Origin of the sequence: Coprococcus sp. RTP21204st1_G4_RTP21204_210225 (assembly GCF_040915385.1) — a bacterium.
Classification (GTDB): Bacteria; Bacillota; Clostridia; order Lachnospirales; family Lachnospiraceae; genus Allocoprococcus; species Allocoprococcus comes.
Genome location: NZ_JBCPDP010000006.1, coordinates 204,107 through 225,496 on the forward strand (window position 1 = coordinate 204,107; position 21,390 = coordinate 225,496).

Consider the following 21,390-nt stretch of genomic DNA (forward strand, 5'->3'; position numbering starts at 1 on the left):
GTTGCGTGAATCCTAATTCGCCTGTGGCATCTGTGATTTATGTACAAAGAGACTGATTCCGGCACCGATGATTGCCAGAACAGCACCAATTCTTCCCCAAAGGGCAGTTTTGTGGCACATCATACCTGCCTTGGCACAAATACCAATGCCAATTGAAGTATTGCTAAGAAGCAGGATCAGAACAGCAGTGATAATGATGACAACCGGTAATTTAAAATCGTGTGTTCCGAAGAAAAGAAGAACGGATTCTGCAAGCAGGAGCAGACCGAAAAGAAACAGTGCAATTCCATAATAATGACACCGCATCATGCATTCTCCTCCGTTTGCAAGTTCCATGGTTCCTTTGCATACTGGGGCAAAGATCTTATCTGCTGCAAGAATAAGAATTGCTGCAAGACAGGAAACTGCTCCGGATAATTTTTGTGAATTCATAATTCATATCTCCTTTAAAAATTTATTGTATTTAGTATAACATACTTATGGTTAATAAGTTTACTTTTACCAGATAAAAACTATAGAAAATTGTAATAAATCAAATTGCATATAAGAAATAACAATTTTACATTTGTGCAAAATGCTGATATAGTTAAAAAGCATTTAAAGGAAATGGTAAAAATTTACAAAGGAGTCAAATGAAAAATGGAGAGTAAAAGACAGCTTACGAGAGAAGAGTTGCTAGAAATGGAAAGTGCTCCGAAGACGAAGATGCAACATATGTTGGATGTGGTAATTTGTTTTTGTCCGTATTTTGCAGCGATAATTATGTTTTTAGTATATTATCTGATGCCGGATGCCGTTCAGAATTTTAATCCGCATGTGTTTACTATTGTCGTCTGCTTTTTTTTGGCATTATATCTGATCATGGTAGTGAGAGGATTACTGAATAAAAGCTATTTTGCAAAAGTACGTCATAAAGCACCGCTTTACTCTGTGATCATACTGGTAATTATGTTGTATGATTTTCTGACGGTTAAGACAGGTATTTTAAAACAGCCGTTCTTCCCATGTGTGAATACGATTTTGTGTGCGATCATTGATGACCGGGCACTGTTATTGAAAAGTACATTGTACTCACTGCGATTATTATTCACGGGATATTTTATTGGAGCAATCCTTGGACTGATCACAGGTGTTGCCTGTGGATACAGCAAAAGGATTAACTACTGGGTTTCACCGATCATTAAGATGCTTGGACCGATCCCTTCCACAACATGGATCCCGATCATCATGGTTCTGGTATCCTCACTGTTTAAAGGAAGTGTATTTATCATCGCTCTTGGTGTATGGTTTGCACTTACGATCGCATCGTCAACCGGTATCCAGAATGTAGACAAGGCATATCTGGAAGCGGCCAGAACATTAGGTGCCAAAGGTCACCAGCTGGTATTCCGGGTGGCAATCCCACATGCAATGCCAAACATTCTTCAGGGGATGACACAGGGAATGAGTTCTGCCTGTACAGCACTTCTGGTTGCTGAGATGATGGGAGCCGAGGCAGGTCTTGGATGGTATATCCAGTGGCAGAAATCATGGGCGATCTATTCTAAAATGTATGCAGCTATCGTTTTAATTTGTCTTATTTTCACAGCAGTTACCTTTATACTGAATGTGATCAAGAGAATAGTGCTTCGCTGGCAGGAAGGAGTTGTGAAATAAGATGGCATCAGTGGATGAGAAGCAGGGACACGGGCGTGTCCTGGAGTTTGACAAAGTAACAAAGAGTTTTGCAAAGACAGACAGTAACGAGATCACACATGCGCTGGCAGAGGTGAATCTGACGATCCAGCCGGGTGAGTTTGTCAGTATTGTTGGAACAAGTGGATGTGGAAAATCAACGATTTTGCGATTGATCGCAGGACTGATCAGACCGACTACCGGTGAGATCAGACTTGGCGGAAAACCGATTGTTGGAGCCGGACCGGATCGTGGAATGGTATTCCAGAAAGCAACATTGTTTCCGTGGCTTACGGTAGAGAAGAATGTATCCTTCAGCTTGCGTATGCAGAAAAAGCAGGATAAAGAACTGGTAGAGCATATGCTGAAAATGGTAGGACTTGAAGATTTCCGAAAAGACTATCCACATCAGCTCTCCGGAGGTATGGCGCAGAGAGTGGCGCTGGTAAGATCGCTGATCAATCATCCGGATATTCTGCTTCTGGACGAGCCTCTTGGCGCGCTGGACGCATTTACCAGAATGAATATGCAGGATGAGATCCTGAATATCTGGAGAGAACAGAAACAGACGGTCGTCATGGTTACACATGATGTAGAAGAAGCAATTTATATGGGAACAAGAGTGTTGGTTATGGAGCCAAGACCGGGACGTGTAAAGGCAGATATACCGATTGAACTGGCTGAACCAAAGCAGAGAGACAGCGAAGAGTTCCAGGCATATCGGAACAGGATTCTGAAGATGCTTGATCTGAAGCATCATACAGATCATTAAATGGATATTTATTGAAAGATAAATATAAAAGCAACAAAGTAAAAACACGAAGAGGAGAAAAGAATTATGAAAAAAAGATTGTTTGCAACGTTACTTGCATGCGCAATGACCGTATCACTGGTTGCATGTGGCGGTTCATCAAGCTCATCAGAAAAGAAGGAAGACACAAGTGATTCCAAAAAACAGGAAGCTTCTACAGAGAAAGAAGTGACTGATATCACAAAAATGTCAGATGATGAAATTAAAGAAGCAATGAAAAAAGAGCCGGCATGGGGAACAACCATCACAGCCGAATATGATGGCGGTGACTGTACATCAGGACCTAGCATGGCAAAAGCACTTGGATACTATGATAATTGGGGATTAGATGTTCAGATCGCAGCTGGTACTGAAATCACAGAAGCACTTGGAACCGGAAAAGCACAGTTTGGAGTACATCATATTGCACATATGTTAGTTCCGATCACAAATGGAATGGACATCGTATTTACAGGAAGTGCGCAGACAGGATGCAAATCATTATATGTACTTGCTGATTCAGGAATCGAATCAACAAAAGACCTGGAAGGCACAACTGTTGGTATGGATAGCCCGATCGGTGGATCTTCACACAACATGATCATCCGTTTCTTCCTTGCAGATGGATTGAAACAGGATGCAGCAACATGTGTACAGGTTGAATCAAGTGCAGCAATCCAGTCTCTTCAGTCAGGTGACATCAAAGCTTGCCTTCTGAGTGACCGTTTTGCAAAGAAATTCGTAGATGACGGAACATTAAAAGTTCTTCGTTCTATCACATGGGATGATGATTTCAAAGATGAAACATGCTGCGTAATGGCTATGAGCGGAAAATTCGTAAAAGAAAATCCGGTAATCTCTCAGGTACTTACAAAATGTGTAATGGATGCATATATGTACATTGCAGAAAACAAAGACGAAGCTGCACAGATCATGCTTGATGAGGGTATGGTATCTGGTGACATCGAGCTTACAAAATACATGCTTGATCAGCAGAACTGGGCAGTATCCAATGCAGATACAAAGGAAACAATTAAAGCTGTTGCAAAGGACTACATTGAGGCAGGAATCATTACCTCTGACTGGACTGTAGATAAAGTCGTAGAGACAGCATGGCATCCACTTGCTGAAAAAGTAAGCACAAAATAATCAGACACATAAATGAATGAGGTGGAGGAGCTTTGAACTCTGGGATGAGTGGAAGCTCCTCTTTTGTCTTATATATTAGAAAAGTGCCAAGGCACATTCTTTATTGTTTCATAGGAAATTCCGAAGGAACTTCCTATGAAACAAAAGGCACTGCGTGCCGGAGTTGCGCACTCGCACGAAGATGAAGAATGTCGCAAGCGACTGCGCTCGGCGCGAGAATGTGCCGTGGCACATTCTTTCTTATAATTGGAAAATTACGGGGGTTTTCCGGACAAAATGTTAAAAAAGGAAGGAAAGAAAAATGGAACAGAAAATGTTGACTGTACCTGGACTTGCAGTCAGAAATCTGCGGCATCGAAGAGTCAGGACGATGTTTCTGGCAGCACTGGTGCTGATTTTATCGGCAGCGCTGTTTACCAGTAGAGTATTGACAGAAAGTATGAAAACTTGTATTGATAAGACAGTAGATCGGATTGGGGCGGATGTGATCGTAGCACCGGGAGAATATGAATCAGATTTAAGCGATTCTCTGTTTTCGGGAGGGTTGTGTAGTTTCTATTTTGAAAAGTCTTTGATGGATCAGGTGAAAAAGACGGATGGAATTGACAAAATTTCTCCGCAGCTCTACATTGCATCACTGGATGCGGCATGCTGTTCAGTTCCGGTACAGATTGTTGCTTTTGAACCGGAAAGTGATTTTATTGTACAGCCGTGGATGTCTGGAAGCAATGTGAGTGAATTGAAAAAGGGTCAGACTGTTGTTGGAAGCAAGATTACGGCAAAAGCAGGAGATAAAATTTCTTTCTTTGGACAGGAATACGAGGTTGCAGGAAAACTCGAAGAAACAGGAACCAGTTATGATAACTGCGCATTCATGAATTTTGAGACGGCATATACATTATTTGACAGTTTTCAGATCAAGTATGTGACGGATCTTACAGAACCGCAGAAATATGTTTCCCTTCTGACGATCCGGACGAAAGACGGAGCAGATCCGAAAGAAGTGGCGAACACGATCAACACAAAGATGAGAGGTTCCGGACTGAAAGCTTATACGGCAAAAGCAATGTCCGGAAAAGTTTCAGATACACTGGAACAGATGCAGTCTTACAGCGCGCTTCTGATCGGACTGTTGTTTTTAATGGCAGTCCTGGCACTGATCTGCATTTTTAACATTACTGTGAATGAACGTTTGAAGGAGTTTGGGGTACTACTTTCTGTTGGTGCACGAAAAAGCCAGATTTTCCAGATGCTTCTTCTGGAAGCAGGAATGATCGGTGTGCTTGGAGGATTTCTTGGAATGGTGTTCTCCGGAGGCGGAATCCTGTTATTTAAAGACGTGATCATGGAAAGTATGAATATGCCATATCTGAATGTAAATGTTTCCCAATATGTGATTCTTGCATTGCAGAGCCTGGGGCTTGCGGTTGGTGTCAGCCTTCTTGCCACCTTATATGCGGCAGTCAGAGCGAATCGTATGGAACTATATAAACTGATCCAGGAGGTGGAATCATGATTGTAAAGACAGAAAATCTGAGTCGGGAATTTGTACGTGGAAAGAATCAGTTTTACGCAGTAGACCACGTGAATCTGGAAGTGGAAGAAAAAGAGCTGGTTGCGATCATGGGACAGTCAGGAAGTGGAAAATCCACCCTCTTCCATATGCTGACCGGGATCTTGAAACCGACAGAAGGAAAGATCACAGTACTGGATCATGAGATTGAAAAAATGAATGACAGACAGTTATCGGTTCTGCGGGGAGGCGACCTTGGTTATATCATGCAGGGACAAAATCTTCTCCAGAATCTGACGGTCATGGAAAATATCCTGCTGCCACTTTCGCTGGGGAAAAACCGGAAACCGGATAAAGAAAGGATCACGTATCTGACGGAGCTTCTTGGAATCCAGAATATGCTTTCCGAATATCCGGCAAATCTGTCCGGCGGAGAGCAAAGGCGTGTGTCGATCGCAAGGACATTTGCGCAGAACCCGAAACTGGTAGTCGCAGATGAACCGACAAGCAGTCTGGATATGGAAAATTCAGAGATCATTATGAAATATTTTCAAAAAATGGCAAAAGAAGGAACGACAATCCTGGTCAGTACCCACGACAGAGAATTTGCAAATTATGCGGACCGGTGTCTGTGGATGAAAAAAGGGAAATTAGAAAAAAGAGAATTGGAGTAAAGAGATGCAGACCGAATTTATAAAGCTTGCAGTGATTTTTATTGTCATTATGGTGATGGTCCTGGCAAAATTAAAACTGCGTGATGCGATGATCGCTGCTATTTTGCTGACTGTGATCCTGTTTGGAATTCCGCTTGGGGATGCAGCAAAATTGATGATACAGTCGGTTTATGAAAAGGATACGCTGCTGGTGGTCGGAAGCTTTATTCTTGTAACCTTTTTGCAGCGGATCATGGAGAATCGGAAACTTCTGGAAAGAGCGGAGATGGCACTGCAGAGGCTCAGCGGAGACAGGCGTATGGTGTGTGTAATTGCGCCGGTGATCATTGGATTTCTTCCGTCTGCAGGAGCTGTCAATATCTGTGGGGCGATCGTAGATAAGGCGACAGGAAAAGATCTGGATGTGGAAGAAAAGACGTTTGTGACCAGTTACTACCGCCATATTTCAGAAAGCTTTTCGCCGACTTATAATGCAATTCTGCTGGCACTTTCCATTACAGCGGTATCAACCGGGCAATTTGTACTTTTTATGGCGCCGATGGTTGTGGTGCTTCTGGTACTGGGATATGTATTTTATCTGCGGAAGCTGTCGAAAGGATATGAAACAGGCGCGGATGAAAACATTAACAAAAAAGAAGAATTCAAACAACTTCTGTACTGTTTCTGGCCACTGGTGCTTTGTATTGTGCTTGTGATCGCACTGAATCTTTCTGTGATCAAGGTACTGCCGTTTATTATTGTGCTTTCGATTATTGTATATCGGTTAAGTCTGAAGGAAGTGCTGGATTTTGCAAAGACATCGGTAGAGTGGAGAATCATCTTCAATACGATCATTCTGATGATGTTCAAGAACATTCTTACCTATACAGGGGCAATCGGAAAACTTCCGGATTTGTTTGCAGGATCTGCAATTCCACAGTTTGCGGCATTTGGAATCATTATGTTTCTTGGAACGATTATCAGTGGAGCAAATTCTATGATTGTGCTATTGATTCCGCTGGCATTTGCAAGCATACCGCATGCAGGAGCCGGACTTCTGGTGTACCTGATGGCACTTTCTTATGCGGCAATGCAGATTTCGCCGACGCACATCTGCCTTGCGATCATTACGGAATATTTCCGGGTATCCTGGGGGCAGCTGATGAAGAAGACAATCCCGGTTATTGTGGTGTTTGTAGTGATCTTGACAGGATATTATGTATTGCTGAGTGGATTTGGAATATAGAAAATATGTTATATGATGCTGATAGAAATAGAAAAATTCTATCGGCATCATTTTTCTTTGGGTGGATAAAATGACTGAATATATGATAGAATAAAAGAAAAAGGCAGACTATTCAAAACGGGAGGTGGATGAGATAAAAAAGAGAAAATATGCTATATTTTTGGGAATTATTTTGATCGTAGCAGGAACCATTGCCTGTGGTGGAAAGGATACGGCGTCTGAAAAAGATCGTATAAAGGAGATAGAAGTATATGATGATGACAATGAACCGGTAACGATACAGGAGAATGAAATTGTAAATACAGAATTTTATGAATTATCAGGCGATAAATTCCGTTCATACATAAAGAAAGAGAAGTTTACGAAAGAGAACTGGAAGGAATTTTTCAGCATTAGAGAAGAACATTTAGAATATAATGAATATCAGTCAGAAGGAGATCTGTATCATCTTGGAATCTATAAGGTACACCAGAAAAAGGATTTCTGCATGGTATTTGATATTGTAAATGATGATATGGAGTCCAGAGATAATGTATTTGAAAAAGGAACAGGTACATTGGGTTGGGGGCAGAATAAATCGGACGGAACAAAATTTCAGCTTACAATTGATGATGTTTCGTGTACAAAGGCAGAAGGAACGATTATTTATGTAGATATTCCGGAGGAACTATGGCAGCCTTGTTCGGACGGAACGGACAGAAAGGGATTTCGGGTAAAGGACGGAGAAAAGTTGTATGAATTTTATGATGATGGAACGCCGGTAAAACTGGATATGTTCAGGTAGCAAAAGAGAGAAGCGTATAATTGCAAGAAGCCCGTCGGCAGATTTGAAAATCGTGCTGACGGGCTCCTTTTATTGGGGGCTTTGAACGTAAATTAGAATCCAACGTATTCTGGTAAAAAATATTGAAAATTACATAATCTTCGTCTCTTCCAGCTTCTCAGAGAACGCTTCATTCACCTTAATGATCGGCTTCCTAAGCACCAGTCCCACGATCAGGGACACCATAAGGAAGATACAAAGCTTTCCAAGATCGATCCAGTAATCCATACTGTAAAGACCACCGACAGCTTCACGCAGGGTTGCCATACTGTGGGTAAACGGCAGTAGCGGATATACCGCTTTGAAGAATCCCGGGGCAACCTCGATCGGGAAAGTTCCGCCGGTTCCGGCTACCTGCATAACCAGAAGTACGACACTGACCGCTTTTCCGATATCTCCGAAGGAGACAGTCAGCGTGTAAATGATGTTGACATATACGATGCTGGATACCCATCCGGCAAGGAGGAAGAGGAACGGGTGCTTGCACTGGATGCCAAGATAGAACAGATCACCGAGGCAGATCAGGGTGCTCTGCAAAAGCCCCAGGATCAGGAAGATAAGGTATCTTCCAAGATAAATCTGATGGAGCTTCAGATGTTTAAGTCCGGTGGTGCCGTTTTCGGATACAGTGACCTTGAGCATGGCAACCAGGACAATTCCGCCGATCCAGATGGAAAGTGTAGAGTAGAATGGGGCCATGGAAGAACCGTAATTTTCAATCGGGTACACTTTGTTGGTTTTCAGCTCTACCGGTGCGGCGAGGAAAGAACTGATACTGTCCTTATCGCCGGAAATCAGATCTTCCAGTTCGGAGAAATCGCCGGTTGCTTCCATTTGACCAAGTCTGGAGATGGTATCTGTGATCTTTGAGGCAGCCGTTTTCAAAAGCTCAGAAGAGGTTTCCAGAGCCTTCTGAATCTGCGACAGATCAGAGCCAGCTGAAGAAGCAAGGGTATAGATTCCATCTGCACTTACACCGAGCTGGGAGAGCAGTCCGGACAGATCTTTTTTGGTGGAACCAAGAGAGACGGACAGCTGTTTTAAAGAAGCAGATACATTGGTTTCATAGTCGGATTTGACAGCTGCAATTCCGGAAATACTGGAGCTGATCAGATCATCCAGCTCTTTTTTAGAGGTTGTTACATTGCCTGCTGTATCCCGCAGAGAGGAAGCGGCGTTCGTGAGTTTATCACGAAGTTCTTCCTGAACAGCAATGGAATCGTCTAATTTAGCAAGAATCGGTGCGGTAAGATCAGACAGCTCCGGGTGTGCATCTGCAATCTGTGCAATGCTGTCACGGATTCCCTGGTAAGACTGTACGATCGCATTGACGCGGTTTCCAAGAAGATCAAGGGTGCTGGCAACAGAAGAAGCATCCTGTGACTGCGACTGGAATGCCTGATCGATCGTCTGTGACATCTGTTCGTAAAAGCTTTTGGTAGAGGTCAGTGCAGCATTGATTCCGTCTGTAGCTCCGTCCAGAGTTTCCTGAATCCCGGAGAAGGACTGCTGTGTACCGGAAAGCGTATCTGCATTTGCAGAAGCCTGTTCTTTCGTTGCTTTTAAGAATTCGGCAGTTGTGTCCAGAAGCTGCTGCGCAGAATCGGTCATCTGTGAGAAGGAATGCAGGGTAGTCGAAGAGGCAGACAGATCAGAACCGATTTTATTCAGATTTGTGATTAGTGTGCCTGCAAGCTCATCCGAATCCCTGGAGTCTGCGGTATTTGCAACAGTCTGGAGCGCGGTCAGCACCGTATCGGAAATGGTTTCGATAAATACTTCGTTGACCTGTGTCTGGACTGCGGTTGCTCCTTTGTCTGTTACCTTCGGCGCAATGGCATTTTCTTTTGCATTGGAGTAATAGGTAATTTCTGGTTTCTTAATATCACTGGAAAATACACTCATCAGGTTCGTACTGAAATCTTCCGGGATTACGATTGCTGCGTAATATTCTCCGGATTTTACACCCTTCATTGCTTTGCTTTTGGTCGTAAATACCCAGTTGAGCTGTGTATTCTCCCGAAGAGCAGACAATACCTGATCGCCAAGATTCAGCTGGAGCGGGATCAGGTTTCCGGTATAGCCTTCATCTACGCTTGCCACGGCAACCTTCAGATTCCCCGTATTCCCATAGGGATCCCAGCTTGCCGCAATGTTGAACCATGCATAAAGGCAGGGAACCACTGTGACGCCGAGAACGACGATCAGCGCAATGACATTTGTTCTTATTTTCCGGATATCTCTTGTGAAGATGGTCCATATATTTCTCATTCGTCTTTTCCCTCCTTTACTTTTTTAAGAAATTCTTCTTCAGACAGATGGATATAGGAAAGCTGTCTGGAGGTCTTGTCGTGAATATATTCTACACAGATCAGATAGACGGCGAGTACGATCAGGGAAATGATCCACAGTGTCAGGTATATGATCTTGGATTCCAGACTGAACATCAGAAGAAGAAAGATCAGTGGAATTACAAGGATCAGGATAAAACCGGTACGGATCAGCTTTGGATACCGTTTTTCGAAGCGGTTGGCACGTCGGATAAAATCAGCCCGTCCGTCTTCATCCTGCATCATGGTTTTCATCATCAGTGTAAGCTGTGGGCGGGAGAGCTCACCGGTTGCAGTCTCTCCCAGCATCAGATCTGTCTCGGCAAGACGTTTGTCGAACAGATGGTTCAGATTCATCAGAAGTGGTCTCAGTAGCAGTCCGATGAAGAATGCAAGGAGAAGGAAAAGCAGCAGGGTCAGCAGATCCTTTGCGTAGTTATTTTTGTAAAATCCGGCAATACACTCACGCATAGCGCCAATTCCGTAAGAGAACGGCAGAAGCGGATGCAGTCTCTGGAAAAAGACCGGTGTCATCTCGATCGGATAGGTTCCGGAAGAACCAGGGATCTGCAGGATGACCAGGACAACGGCAAGTGCTTTTCCAATGTGCTTGAAGGTCAGCGCCATTGCATAGATCAGATTGACATACACAAAGGAGCAGAGCATACCAGCGCACACAAATGCAACCGGGTGGACACACTGTACTTTCAGAAGCAGCAGATCTCCTATGCACACAATAAATCCCTGGATCAGTCCGACCACGACAAAGAGCATCCAACGTCCGAAATAAGCAGTTGTCGGAGTAAAACGGGAAATGGTTTCGTCTTTGTCTACTTCCTGTTTCAGGATGGATACCAGGATCAGTCCGCCAACCCAGAGTGCCAGATTAGTGTAGAACGGAGTCATTCCGGAACCGTAATTTTCCACATCATAAAGTACCTTTGAATTGATCGAAACCGGTGAGGACATAAAATCAGAAATGGAATCTGAGTCGATGCCTTCCAGTGAGATCAGATGCTGGTAGGTTTCGGAGCTCTGCAGAGCTTTTAGGTCAGCGGTAATATTTTCCAGAGCAGTATCTACGCTTTCAAGAGTTCCTCCGGTCTGACCAAGTGCGTCTGCACTTTCGTTTAAACTGCTCTTTAATTGGGTAAGGATCACCTTTAACTGTGTGATCGTCGGATTTACCCCGGTTAAAGTAGAAGAAAGGTTTCCGCTTAATGTGGCAAGCCCGTCAAGTGACTGGTTCAGCTGTGGCAGAAGCGACTGGTTCAGACTGCTTCTGTAATTCTGCAGAGACTGTCGGTTCTGGGCAGTGAGTGTCTCAAGAGAACTTCTGGTATTACTTGCTGTAGTCAGTGCATTTCCTATGCTGGAATTGCTGTTCCCAAGAGAATCAATGAGTTCCTGAAGAGAATCATTCTGTGCCTGGAGTTCTGCAATTTTTTCGCTGACGATACCGGACAGGGAAGAATCACTTCCAATCTGCTGCTGAAGGGCGGCAAGCTTTTCCAGAATTTCTGCATTTTTCTTATTTAAAGAGCTGGCAGAAGAAATACTGTCTCCGATCGCAGTGTTGACCTGTGTGGCTTTTGTCTCAAAAGTTCCGAGCTTTAAGGCTGCGGAAGTATAGACATTATTTAAAAGTGTTTCGCCATCTGACAGGCTGGTAGAAAATTCTGTGGAAAAGGTTCCGATTGCTGTCCGGCTGGTGGCAAGCAGATCTGATGAATCTGCAAGGGCAGCAGAACCGGAAGAGGCAACAGCATTTACAGAGTCCAGTGTTTTCAGAGTGTCATCGATCAAAGAACCGGAATCTTTTACCGTAGCCTGGAAATCCTTCAGGGCGTTCTGATAGTCAGCAAGATTCTTACGGGTATCGGTAAGCGCCTGCATCAGCGTAGAATTTGTTCCGTCAAGCTTGCCGGTCAGTGTACCGGCCGATTTCTGCACGATCTTCGCAATGGAGTCAGCGGCAACGGACGAAAAGGTGTCATTGATCTGCTGCTGGATCGTGCTTGCGCCGGTGGCGGTGATCTTCGGAGCAATCGCGTTTTTCTTTTCATTAATATAATAGTCGAGCTGCGGCTGTTTTAAATCCCCGGAAAGGATGCTGAGGAGAGACTCGCTGAAATCCTCTGGGATTACAATGGCAGCGTAGTATTTGCCGGAACGGACACCGCTTTTGGCTTTCTTTTCATCAACAAAGGTCCAGCCAAGCTGGTGATTTTTTTTCAGATTCTGTACGATGGTGTCTCCGGCATTCAGATCCATGGAGTCTGTATGACCACCGGTGTCACAGTTGGCAATCGCCACTTTTACATTTTTTGTATTGCCGTAGGGATCCATGTTGGCGGCAATGTTGAACCATGCATAGAGAGAAGGGAGAATGCAGACTCCCACCATGACGAGAGCAGCAGCAGGGCTACGTAAGAATCTCTTTAAATCTCTCTGAAATATTTGAAGCACTTTCTTCATGTGAACCTCCTGTGTAATGTCGTTAATAGTGCCAGTATTGAGCATAGTATAGCAAAAAGTGTGGAAAAAATCCATGAGAAAAAATGACGTTCGGTCAGAAACACAATCTGGATAAAGTTAAGCGTAAGATGATATTTGAAAAAACAGTGTTTTATGATATTCTATATTTATCTATAATACAAATAAAAAAGGGTGGAATAGAAAGTGTCAATAAAAGTAAAAGAGGTATTAGAGCTGGCACAGTCGAAAGGATGTACATTAGCAGCCGGAGAAGGTGGAATGGATAGGATTGTTCGCTTTGTGGATTGTATGGAAATACCAGATATGAAAGCATGGATGCGCCCAAATGTTTTGTATATTACAACTGGATATGCATATAGTGACACAAAGGAAGAAATAATGAATCTGATAAGAAATTTGTATGAAGCAAAGGCAGCTGCGCTCGCGACAAAATATAGATATATTGGTTGTTTTTTGGATGATGCGATCAAACTGGCTAATGAATTACAGTTCCCAATCATTTTGTGGCCGGAAGATTTGCCTTTCATAGAAATGAATTATCTTGTGATGGAGGCATTGATAAAATCACAGAACAATTTGATGGATACCATTTATTCTCGAATTGAAAAATATAACCGTCGGGAAATGGATAAAAGATTGTTTATTGATCTTTTGACAGGAAATATCACATGTAATGAAGAAGGAAACTATCGGATCGAAGAACAAAAATGGCCATCACCTCCGTACCAGATCGTTTATATTGAAATTGATGGAATTAAACAAAAATTACATGAACTACAGGAAGAGATTGTTCATGAAAAAATTGAGAAAATCGAAAATATGATAAAAGAATCTTTTGGCGAGGAAAAAGTAATTGTTTTGTCGAATAATGATAATTTTCAATGCATATTAAAACGGACAAAAGAGAAAACTATAACGAAAGAGTATTTCGAGAAGATTCAGAAAAATATTTCGGAAAAGACAGGATATACTGCAGAGATAGGTGTTTCGAGAGTAGAAAATTCCTACCAACGTTTCGGAAAGGCTTATCAGGATGCAAGGGATGCAGTAGAAATTGCAGTGTGCCAGGAATTCAATTCAAAAGTACTTTGTATAGAAGATGCAGGCTTTTGGAGAATCATGAAAGAAATCAGTAAGCATGAGATGTGTCAGGAGTTTATGGAGGACAAGTTGAATGCATTTATTGAATATGATCAAGAAAATGAAAGTGAACTTTTAGAAACGCTGGAAGTTCTCGTGAATAATTTAGGGGCAAGAAATGTAACAGCAAATGCACTTCATTTGCATCGAAATACTTTGATATACAGAATTAAAAAAATTGAAAACCAGACAGGATATGATTTGTCAGATCCGAATAGTATTCTTGAGATAGCGCTTGCGCTTCGAATAAAGAAATTTTTGAAATAAAAGATGCCTTTTTAGGGCATCTTTTATTTCAAAATAGTATGTATCTATTACGAGAAAGGATTCAGTTTTTGAAAATGATTCATTGAACCGTATAAACTTTGTAATTTTTCGAATTCTTCTTCGTCGTATAATTTAAGAGAACGACGGCCAAAGGATTTGGCAACTTCTAACATAAAGCGTGCAGCTTCATCAAGATCCGTCATATGACTGGCTCCGGTTGCACAACCGGGAACAGTTGTTTCTGTTGTGATGGCAATCCCGACTACAGGTGCATTAGTAGCAGTTGCCGGTTGCAGAATACTGTTTAGATGATGAAGATCATTGCCATAAGGAGTGATATCCTGCTGTGTTAATGGAAATACTTTTGGAAGTTTTCCCGTAGTAATCTGCATTAAATCAAGAAGATCTTCGGAAGTACGAAGGATGTAGCCTTCTTTTACTGTAGGTGAGATTGCAAATCCATTGTGATTGATCACGCGATTTCCTTTAGTAGTATCTACAGAGAGAACTGCGTCAAGTTCCGGTGTGAGCTCTTCGGCATTTACCTGTGCCATTTCTACAGGTGATCCCATAAATGGAACCGGAACATGTGGCGCGGTCGGTGCATCCGGACAAATATGTGTAGAAATGAATACGTCACCTTCCAAAAAATCCCCTTTATTCTGCATATCTAATAATTTGGCAGCAAGAGCAATTGCAACGAGGGCACCATCACCGTCAGATACATACCCGATTCGCTCAGGACGAGCACCAAGTCCGCCTAATCTCCCAAGAAGTCCAATTGTCGGAGCATCGCCTCCGGAAGTCTTTCCGTGAAGACCCGGGATGCGAATTTTTAACATATCTGTAGAACCTTTTGGTCCAACTAAAGGATAAACCTGAATATCCGCATCTTGTTTTATGGATTTTAAATAAGATGCGACAGAGTTGCCGTTTACGTTCTTACTGTCTATAATGTCGAAAGCTTCTATTAATTGTTTGAATAACATCTTAAATCCTCTCTTTCTAACTAAAATAGTTTTTTAATTGACAAGCAAAGTTTAGCATTACTAAATAGGAAAGTCGATATTGTGCGTGCCTAAAAAGAAAGAAAATAGTTGGGCGAAATGCACATGCTATATTTTTGGAAGAATAATAAATGTGCAAAGTGCATAAAAAACAGGGACATTATGGTGCATGGAGAGCGTCGACACTTTAGGAAGTCAATGTTATACTGTAGTCAAATAAGAATTCGGAAGAAACGGAGGAATAAAATGTGAAAGAAAGAACAGGGACTGTAAATTGCATGATCGCAACTATTATTATTTGCATTATTGCGGAGCTGATTGGTCCACTTCAATTTAAGGTGATGGGGATTGACGTGAAGATATTGACGATGATTTGGGTTATCATCATGGGAATTCTTTTATCTCCAACATTATTAGGAAAAGTGATTCCCCCACTGAAGAAATTTATTAGTAAAGCAGAAATTAAACGGGCACCGTTTTTGTTGTCGCTTACATTATATCCGCTTGGAATTATGTTTGGTATCAATGCAGGTCCAAAGGTTGGAATTGTTTTACAGGCAGGTCCTGCTTTACTGTTTCAGGAAGCGGGAAATATGATGACGATGCTGATTGCATTACCACTTGGCTTACTCCTTGGATTAGGAAGAAGTGCTGTGGGTGGAACGTTCTCTCTTTGCAGAGATACGGCACTTGGTATTATCGGAGATGAATATGGTCTGGAATCCAGAGAAGGAATGGGAACACTTGGAACTTATATTAGCGGAAGTGTATTTGGTACTCTCTTCTATTCTTTCCTGGCACCGGTCGGGTTAGCAATCGGATTTCATCCTTATGCACTTGCGATGGCATCAGGTATGGGAAGTGCATCTATGATGAATGCGGCTACTGCAGCGTTGACAAATGCAGCGGCACCTATGTATGCAGAACAAATTCTTGCATATTCTGCAACCAGTGGACTTTTAACTGCAGTAACAGGTGTGTATGTGGAAATGTTTTTGGCATTGCCATTAGCGAACTGGTATTATAATCGTGTTAATCCAGGTATTGAAAAATTAAGGGCTAAATTATTTAAAAAAGCATCTGAGGAGGCATAAGATGGAAAATACAAAACAAACTCCACAAGAAAAATCGACATTAAGTAATATTTTAGAACAAATTAAAATAGTATTGGTGATTTATGGAATTGTCATAATTATACATATGGTTTCTATTGGAAGCAAACTCCCGGATTTAGCAAAGTCGACAGTGGTAAGCTTTGTAATGGTAGTGATTGCGATTACCTTGAAAAATGTTGTGAAAAAACCTAATCTTCCAGGATTTGCGTGGGCTACACTGGTATCCTTTGTTTTGACATTGCCGATATCTCCGATTTCAGATTTTATCGTAAATGCAATGAGTGCATATAGTTTTGGACTTGTAGGACTTCCGCTACTTGCTTTTGCTGGAATTGCTGTAGGAGACCAGCTTGAGGTTTTCAAAAAACTCAGCTGGAAAATCGTAATTGTATCCTTTGTGGTTATGGCATCTACTTATTTTGGATCAGCAGCAATTTCAAATATTATCTTATCTTTAAAAGGAATGATCTAAAACCATACAGATAAAATTAAGAGGTGAAGAATATGGATAATTTAGAATTAATGAAACAGGAAATCAGTAATCTTGCAAAAGAGAAAAAGGAAGAATTTGAAAAAGTAAGTGATTATATTTTTGCAAACCCTGAACTGGCATTTAAAGAATATAAATCACAGGAAGCACTTTGCAAACTGTTGGAAAGCCATGGCTTTATTGTTAAACGAGGAATTGCAGAAATGCCGACGTCTTTTGAAGCAGTTTTTGATTCTGGAAAACCAGGGAAAACAGTAGCACTTATGGGAGAATATGATTGTCTTCCAGAAATCGGACATGGTTGTGGACATAATCTGATCGGAACATCAGCAGCCGGTGCAGGAATTGTATTAAAGGAAGTTATGGAAAAGCATGAGATAGGTGGCGTGTTAAAAGTATTAGGTACTCTGGCCGAAGAAAAGGGCAGTGGCAAAGCGATTATGGTTCGCCATGGAGTATTTGAAGGAATTGATGCTGCACTTCTGATGCATCCGTGTGATGAATCTATGCCAGATGATATTTCTTTTGCAGCAATTACATTGGAATTCACCTTTAAAGGAAAACCGGCCCATGCGGCAGCTTGCCCATGGAAGGGAGCAAATGCACTGAGTGGAGTTCAGTTAATGTTCCATGCGGTTGATATGATGCGTTTACATTTTAAAGATTACAGCAGAGTACACGGAATTATTACAGAAGGCGGAGTAGCTCATAATACTATAACAGATGAAGCGAAAGCAGTATTTAATATTCGTTCACTGGAATATGATTATATGATGGAAATGGTTGATGCTATTCGTGATTGTGCGAAAGGAGCGGCAATTGCAACCAGGACAGAAGTTGAAGAAAGACAAGTGGATGAAGTTGTCAAAGATGTGCGTAATGATAAGAAACTGGTTCAGTATGTTCGTAAGAACATGGACTTTATTGGTGAAGAGTATATAGAGCGTGACCTGACTCAGGGAATCGGTTCGACTGATGTTGGAAATGTAACCCATGAAATACCGGCAATTCAGTTTTATGTGAAATTGAAAGAGCATGTAGGGACACATACAAAAGAGTTTGCAGTAGCAGCAGGCGGAGAAGAAGGAAAAAGAAATCTGCATGCTTCTGTTCAGCTCTTGGCAATGAGTGCATTGGATGTATTAAGTGAGTAAATAGAAAGTGTATCATTTTTTAGAGAGTTCTAAAAAGTGATACACTTTTTTTGAAATATTGTCTTGACTGAATATTTCGCATTTGTTTAAAAATTCTTTAGAAATGTCTTTTCCATATCTTAACAATCTCCTGTTAAACTATGCTCATAAAAAGATAACGGGAGGAATTAATAAATGAGAGTATTGATTACAACAGATTGGTACGAACCGGTTATAAACGGTGTTGTTACTTCAGTTATGAATCTTTCCAGACAGCTAAGAGAAAGAGGACATGAAGTAAAAATTCTTACATTATCAAGAACATTTCATTCTTATATAGAAGGCGATGTGGTTTATGCAGGATCAATTGGACTTGGATGCATTTATCCGCAGGCAAGATTAAAAATTCCAAAGGCAGCAGGTGACTATATGGAAATGTTGCTTGAGTGGAAACCGGATATTGTGCATTCACAGTGTGAATTTTCCACATTTTTCTTAGCGAAAAGGATCGCATCTGAACTTCACGTTCCGATTGTACATACGTACCATACAGTTTACGAGGACTATACCCATTATTTTTCACCGCAGAAAGTATGGGGAAGAAATATTGTGCAGTTGATGACAAAGAAACTTGCAAATGTGGTAGAAACCCTAATTGCACCCAGTGATAAGATCCGTAAGATATTGGAAGGATACCAGGTGTCTTGTCCGGTGGAAGTTATTCCATCTGGAATCCATCTGGAAAAATATCAGCTATGTAAAAAAGAAGACTGGCGTAAAAAAATCCGTATGCAGCTTGGTATATCACAGGATGCACTGGTGTTGGTATATGTAGGCAGAATGGCAAAGGAAAAAAACATTGAAGAGCTTCTGGAATATCAGCAAGATGCAGGAAAATCCGGGGTGATTTTAGTCCTTGTAGGGGATGGGCCATATCTTCCGGAGCTGAAAAAAAAGGTCGAAGAGCTAAAGCTTGCTAAAAATGTGATTTTTACGGGAATGATCATACCGGAAGAAGTGGGACGCTATTATCAGGCAGGAGATCTCTTTGTCAGTGCTTCTACCAGCGAGACACAGGGAATGACTTATGCAGAAGCGCTTGCAGGTGGTATTCCGCTCCTTTGCAGAAGAGACGGATGTCTGGAACAAGTTGTGACAGATGGGGAAAATGGATGGCAGTATGATGAAAAAGAAGATTATCTTATGAGAATCCAAGAATGGAAGGGGATGGGTGAAAATGCAAGAGGTAGGATGCAAAACAAGGCTGCTATTTCAGCAGAAAAATTTTCTTCTGGAAATTTTGCCGAAAGAGTGGAAAAAATCTATGAACAGCAAATACGAAAATACCGATATGAAAATGCAGCCTAAGAAACAGAGAAATCTGACTGGATTTTTCAATCTGCTTTCGATAGCCGGACTGGCCGGATGTGCGCTTCTTGCAATCTTGGCATATAAGAACGGCATTTTAAATTCGGTAGATTCTTTGCAGACATTTATCTGGAAATTCGGTTATACTGGAATGCTCGTTTTTATTCTGATCCAGGTTGTGCAGGTTATTATTCCAATCCTACCGGGTGGAGTCAGTTGCCTGGGGGGTGTGATCTTTTTTGGGCCGTGGCTAGGATTTCTTTATAATTATATTGGTATCTGTATAGGATCAATTGCAGTGTTTGGAATTTCAAAGACAATAGGAAGGCCGGTTTTATACAAAATGTTTTCTGAAAAAATGATAGAAAAATATGATGGATGGACCCAGAAGGACGGTAAGTTTTTGAAATTATTTGCGCTGGCAATCTTTTTCCCGGTGGCACCGGATGATTTCTTGTGCTATCTTGCGGGAACTACAAAAATGACGTGGAAACAGTTTACAGCAGTGATTGTACTTGGAAAACCATTTTCTATTGCACTTTACAGTCTGGGGCTTACGACAGCATTTAAGATGTTATTTTCATTATAAAAGGAATAGGGTAAAGATTATGAAAACATATATATACAGAGGTGGGTTTCCGATTGTAGAAAAAAGTGGTGTCGGAAAAGCGATCGAGCATCAGGAGAAAATGCTGAATGCAGTACAGGCACCGCGTGCAGCCAGGTGGAAAGAAGCAACCGTGGTTCATATGAATACAGTTTTTCCAGATTCTGTGATTGCGGCCTTTATAGCAAAAATGCAGAAGAAAAAAGTGATTTATTATGGGCATTCTACAATGGAAGATTTTAAAAATTCCTTTATTGGTTCTAATCTTGCAGCGCCGATTTTTAAAAAATGGATCTGCTTTTGTTATAATTTGGGGGATGTTGTTGTGACGCCAACCGAGTATTCCAGAAAATTGTTGGAAGGGTATGGATTGAAACGAAAAATTTATTCGATTACTAATGGTGTGGATACAGAATTTTTCAAACCTGATCCAGAGGGGAGAATACGCTTCCGCGCAAAATATCAGCTAACGGAAGAGCAGAAGGTTGTGATATCTGTGGGACATTTGATTGGAAGAAAAGGAATTCTGGATTTTCTTGAACTGGCCAGAATGATGCCGAAAGTACAGTTTATCTGGTTTGGAGGCGGTAATGAAAGCCTGGTGACAGCAGAAATCAAAGAGGCGATATCAAAGAAACCGGATAATGTATTGTTTGCAGGATTCGTAAAGTCTGATGAACTGCGTGATGCATATTGTGGGGCAGATGTATTTTCGTTTATGAGTTATGAGGAAACGGAAGGAATCGTTGTTTTAGAAGCTCTTGCCTGTGAAATTCCGACAATAGTAAGAAACATTCCTGTGTATGAAGGATGGCTTGAAGATGAAAAACAGGTATATAAAGCAGAGACAATAAAAGAGTTTCAGGAAAAGATAACTGCGATTTTCAGTCGGGATGTTCGTTTGATGAAAAAGGAAGAACGGAAAATTGCTTGTAATAAAAGTCTTGGAAAAGTTGGAGAACGATTGCTGAGGCTATATTTTGAAATGGAATAAGGGACGTTCAGCCGCGCCATTCGCAAAAGCGTGCCTGCGGCACTTGTCGCTGCTGCGCAGCTATTTTGCTCATAGAGTGGCGCTCATCTCATCCGTATATGTATAATTGTATAATCAGCCGTCCTTTCATGCGAGCATGAAATCCGTCTGACTATACGGATGGCTGAACTGATGTCAGAATATTCTGAATTGCGCAAAATATAAAAACAACATTGACAATTCCGGAAAGGCGTGGTAAGATACCATATGTTCGCTGGTCGAGACAGAGACTAAGGAGTGGCATGCAGAGGCAGAGCGGATGAAAAATAAAAAAGCTGTTGACAAGCCTTGATGAATATGCTATTCTAAATAAGCTGTCGCGTGAGGGATTGCTTCACAACAGCAAAAAAGAAATAAAAAAGTTGTTGACAAACATGAAACACTTTGATATAATATAAAAGCTGTCGCATGAAACAGCAACAACAAAAAGAACATTGATAACTGAACAATAGACAACAAACCCTGAAAATTCTTACAAGAGATTTTTCAAGAACGGACATCGAAAGATGTCGAACCAGAACAGTAAACAGGAACAGAATTGCCAAGCGATTCT

Annotated in this window: 18 protein-coding genes; 14 read left to right on the forward strand and 4 right to left on the reverse strand. The window is 41.6% G+C overall.

The features are described from left to right. Window positions 1-12: 12 nt before the first annotated feature. Window positions 13-432, reverse strand: coding sequence for a DUF4418 family protein (locus AB5213_RS08150; protein ID WP_055261133.1), 420 nt, complete (start codon window positions 430-432; stop codon window positions 13-15). 207 nt (window positions 433-639) lie between these two features. Between AB5213_RS08150 and AB5213_RS08155 the strand changes: the two genes are divergently transcribed. From AB5213_RS08155 to AB5213_RS08185, 7 genes are all read left to right on the forward strand, one after another. Continuing rightward, a complete protein-coding gene (locus tag AB5213_RS08155) occupies window positions 640-1,656 on the forward strand; it encodes an ABC transporter permease (RefSeq protein ID WP_022220966.1) in 1,017 nt (338 codons plus the stop codon). Between the two features lies 1 nt (window position 1,657). Beyond that, window positions 1,658-2,446 (forward strand): ABC transporter ATP-binding protein, encoded by a 789-nt coding sequence (locus AB5213_RS08160; protein WP_117823543.1) that lies wholly within the window; start codon window positions 1,658-1,660, stop codon window positions 2,444-2,446. Window positions 2,447-2,512: 66 nt separating this feature from the next. Further along, window positions 2,513-3,613 (forward strand): ABC transporter substrate-binding protein, encoded by a 1,101-nt coding sequence (locus AB5213_RS08165; protein ID WP_243000011.1) that lies wholly within the window; start codon window positions 2,513-2,515, stop codon window positions 3,611-3,613. 301 nt (window positions 3,614-3,914) lie between these two features. Next, window positions 3,915-5,129: an ABC transporter permease gene (locus tag AB5213_RS08170; RefSeq protein ID WP_368276583.1), complete on the forward strand. Its 1,215-nt coding sequence runs from the start codon at window positions 3,915-3,917 to the stop codon at window positions 5,127-5,129. Beyond that, the gene (locus AB5213_RS08175; protein ID WP_117557805.1) at window positions 5,126-5,800 is read left to right on the forward strand and encodes an ABC transporter ATP-binding protein; all 675 of its coding nucleotides are present in this window, start codon (window positions 5,126-5,128) and stop codon (window positions 5,798-5,800) included. Before AB5213_RS08170 ends, AB5213_RS08175 begins: the two co-directional genes overlap by 4 nt. Before the next feature lie 4 nt (window positions 5,801-5,804). Further along, on the forward strand, window positions 5,805-7,025 hold the full coding sequence (locus AB5213_RS08180; protein ID WP_195502495.1) for a DUF401 family protein: 1,221 nt from the start codon (window positions 5,805-5,807) through the stop codon (window positions 7,023-7,025). Window positions 7,026-7,149: 124 nt separating this feature from the next. Further along, window positions 7,150-7,809 (forward strand): hypothetical protein, encoded by a 660-nt coding sequence (locus AB5213_RS08185; protein ID WP_368276584.1) that lies wholly within the window; start codon window positions 7,150-7,152, stop codon window positions 7,807-7,809. A 129-nt stretch (window positions 7,810-7,938) separates the two neighbouring features. Here AB5213_RS08185 and AB5213_RS08190 read toward each other — a convergent pair whose 3' ends face one another. Further along, a complete protein-coding gene (locus AB5213_RS08190) occupies window positions 7,939-10,119 on the reverse strand; it encodes a YhgE/Pip domain-containing protein (RefSeq protein ID WP_215634698.1) in 2,181 nt (726 codons plus the stop codon). Beyond that, window positions 10,116-12,656: a YhgE/Pip family protein gene (locus AB5213_RS08195; protein ID WP_368276585.1), complete on the reverse strand. Its 2,541-nt coding sequence runs from the start codon at window positions 12,654-12,656 to the stop codon at window positions 10,116-10,118. Before AB5213_RS08195 ends, AB5213_RS08190 begins: the two co-directional genes overlap by 4 nt. A gap of 204 nt (window positions 12,657-12,860) precedes the next feature. Between AB5213_RS08195 and AB5213_RS08200 the strand changes: the two genes are divergently transcribed. Then, window positions 12,861-14,084, forward strand: coding sequence for a PucR family transcriptional regulator ligand-binding domain-containing protein (locus AB5213_RS08200; RefSeq protein ID WP_215634700.1), 1,224 nt, complete (start codon window positions 12,861-12,863; stop codon window positions 14,082-14,084). A 47-nt stretch (window positions 14,085-14,131) separates the two neighbouring features. Here AB5213_RS08200 and AB5213_RS08205 read toward each other — a convergent pair whose 3' ends face one another. Continuing rightward, window positions 14,132-15,073: a DUF1177 domain-containing protein gene (locus AB5213_RS08205; protein WP_008373020.1), complete on the reverse strand. Its 942-nt coding sequence runs from the start codon at window positions 15,071-15,073 to the stop codon at window positions 14,132-14,134. A gap of 266 nt (window positions 15,074-15,339) precedes the next feature. Between AB5213_RS08205 and AB5213_RS08210 the strand changes: the two genes are divergently transcribed. From AB5213_RS08210 to AB5213_RS08235, 6 genes are all read left to right on the forward strand, one after another. Continuing rightward, entirely contained in the window at window positions 15,340-16,185 is an 846-nt protein-coding gene (locus tag AB5213_RS08210; RefSeq protein WP_055248966.1) for a DUF3100 domain-containing protein, read from the forward strand. 1 nt (window position 16,186) lies between these two features. After that, entirely contained in the window at window positions 16,187-16,678 is a 492-nt protein-coding gene (locus AB5213_RS08215; RefSeq protein WP_022220956.1) for a hypothetical protein, read from the forward strand. Window positions 16,679-16,710: 32 nt separating this feature from the next. Then, window positions 16,711-17,850 carry a M20 family metallopeptidase gene (locus AB5213_RS08220; protein WP_368276586.1) on the forward strand — a complete coding sequence of 380 codons (1,140 nt, stop codon included), beginning with the start codon at window positions 16,711-16,713 and terminating at the stop codon, window positions 17,848-17,850. Window positions 17,851-18,024: 174 nt separating this feature from the next. Next, the gene (locus tag AB5213_RS08225) at window positions 18,025-19,197 is read left to right on the forward strand and encodes a glycosyltransferase family 4 protein (protein WP_215634702.1); all 1,173 of its coding nucleotides are present in this window, start codon (window positions 18,025-18,027) and stop codon (window positions 19,195-19,197) included. Continuing rightward, complete coding sequence (locus AB5213_RS08230) at window positions 19,181-19,786, forward strand: TVP38/TMEM64 family protein (RefSeq protein ID WP_008373028.1); 606 nt, start codon at window positions 19,181-19,183, stop codon at window positions 19,784-19,786. The genes AB5213_RS08225 and AB5213_RS08230 overlap by 17 nt, the downstream gene beginning before the upstream one ends. A gap of 19 nt (window positions 19,787-19,805) precedes the next feature. Further along, window positions 19,806-20,798 (forward strand): glycosyltransferase, encoded by a 993-nt coding sequence (locus AB5213_RS08235; RefSeq protein ID WP_215634703.1) that lies wholly within the window; start codon window positions 19,806-19,808, stop codon window positions 20,796-20,798. The last annotated feature ends 592 nt before the right edge of the window (window positions 20,799-21,390 follow it).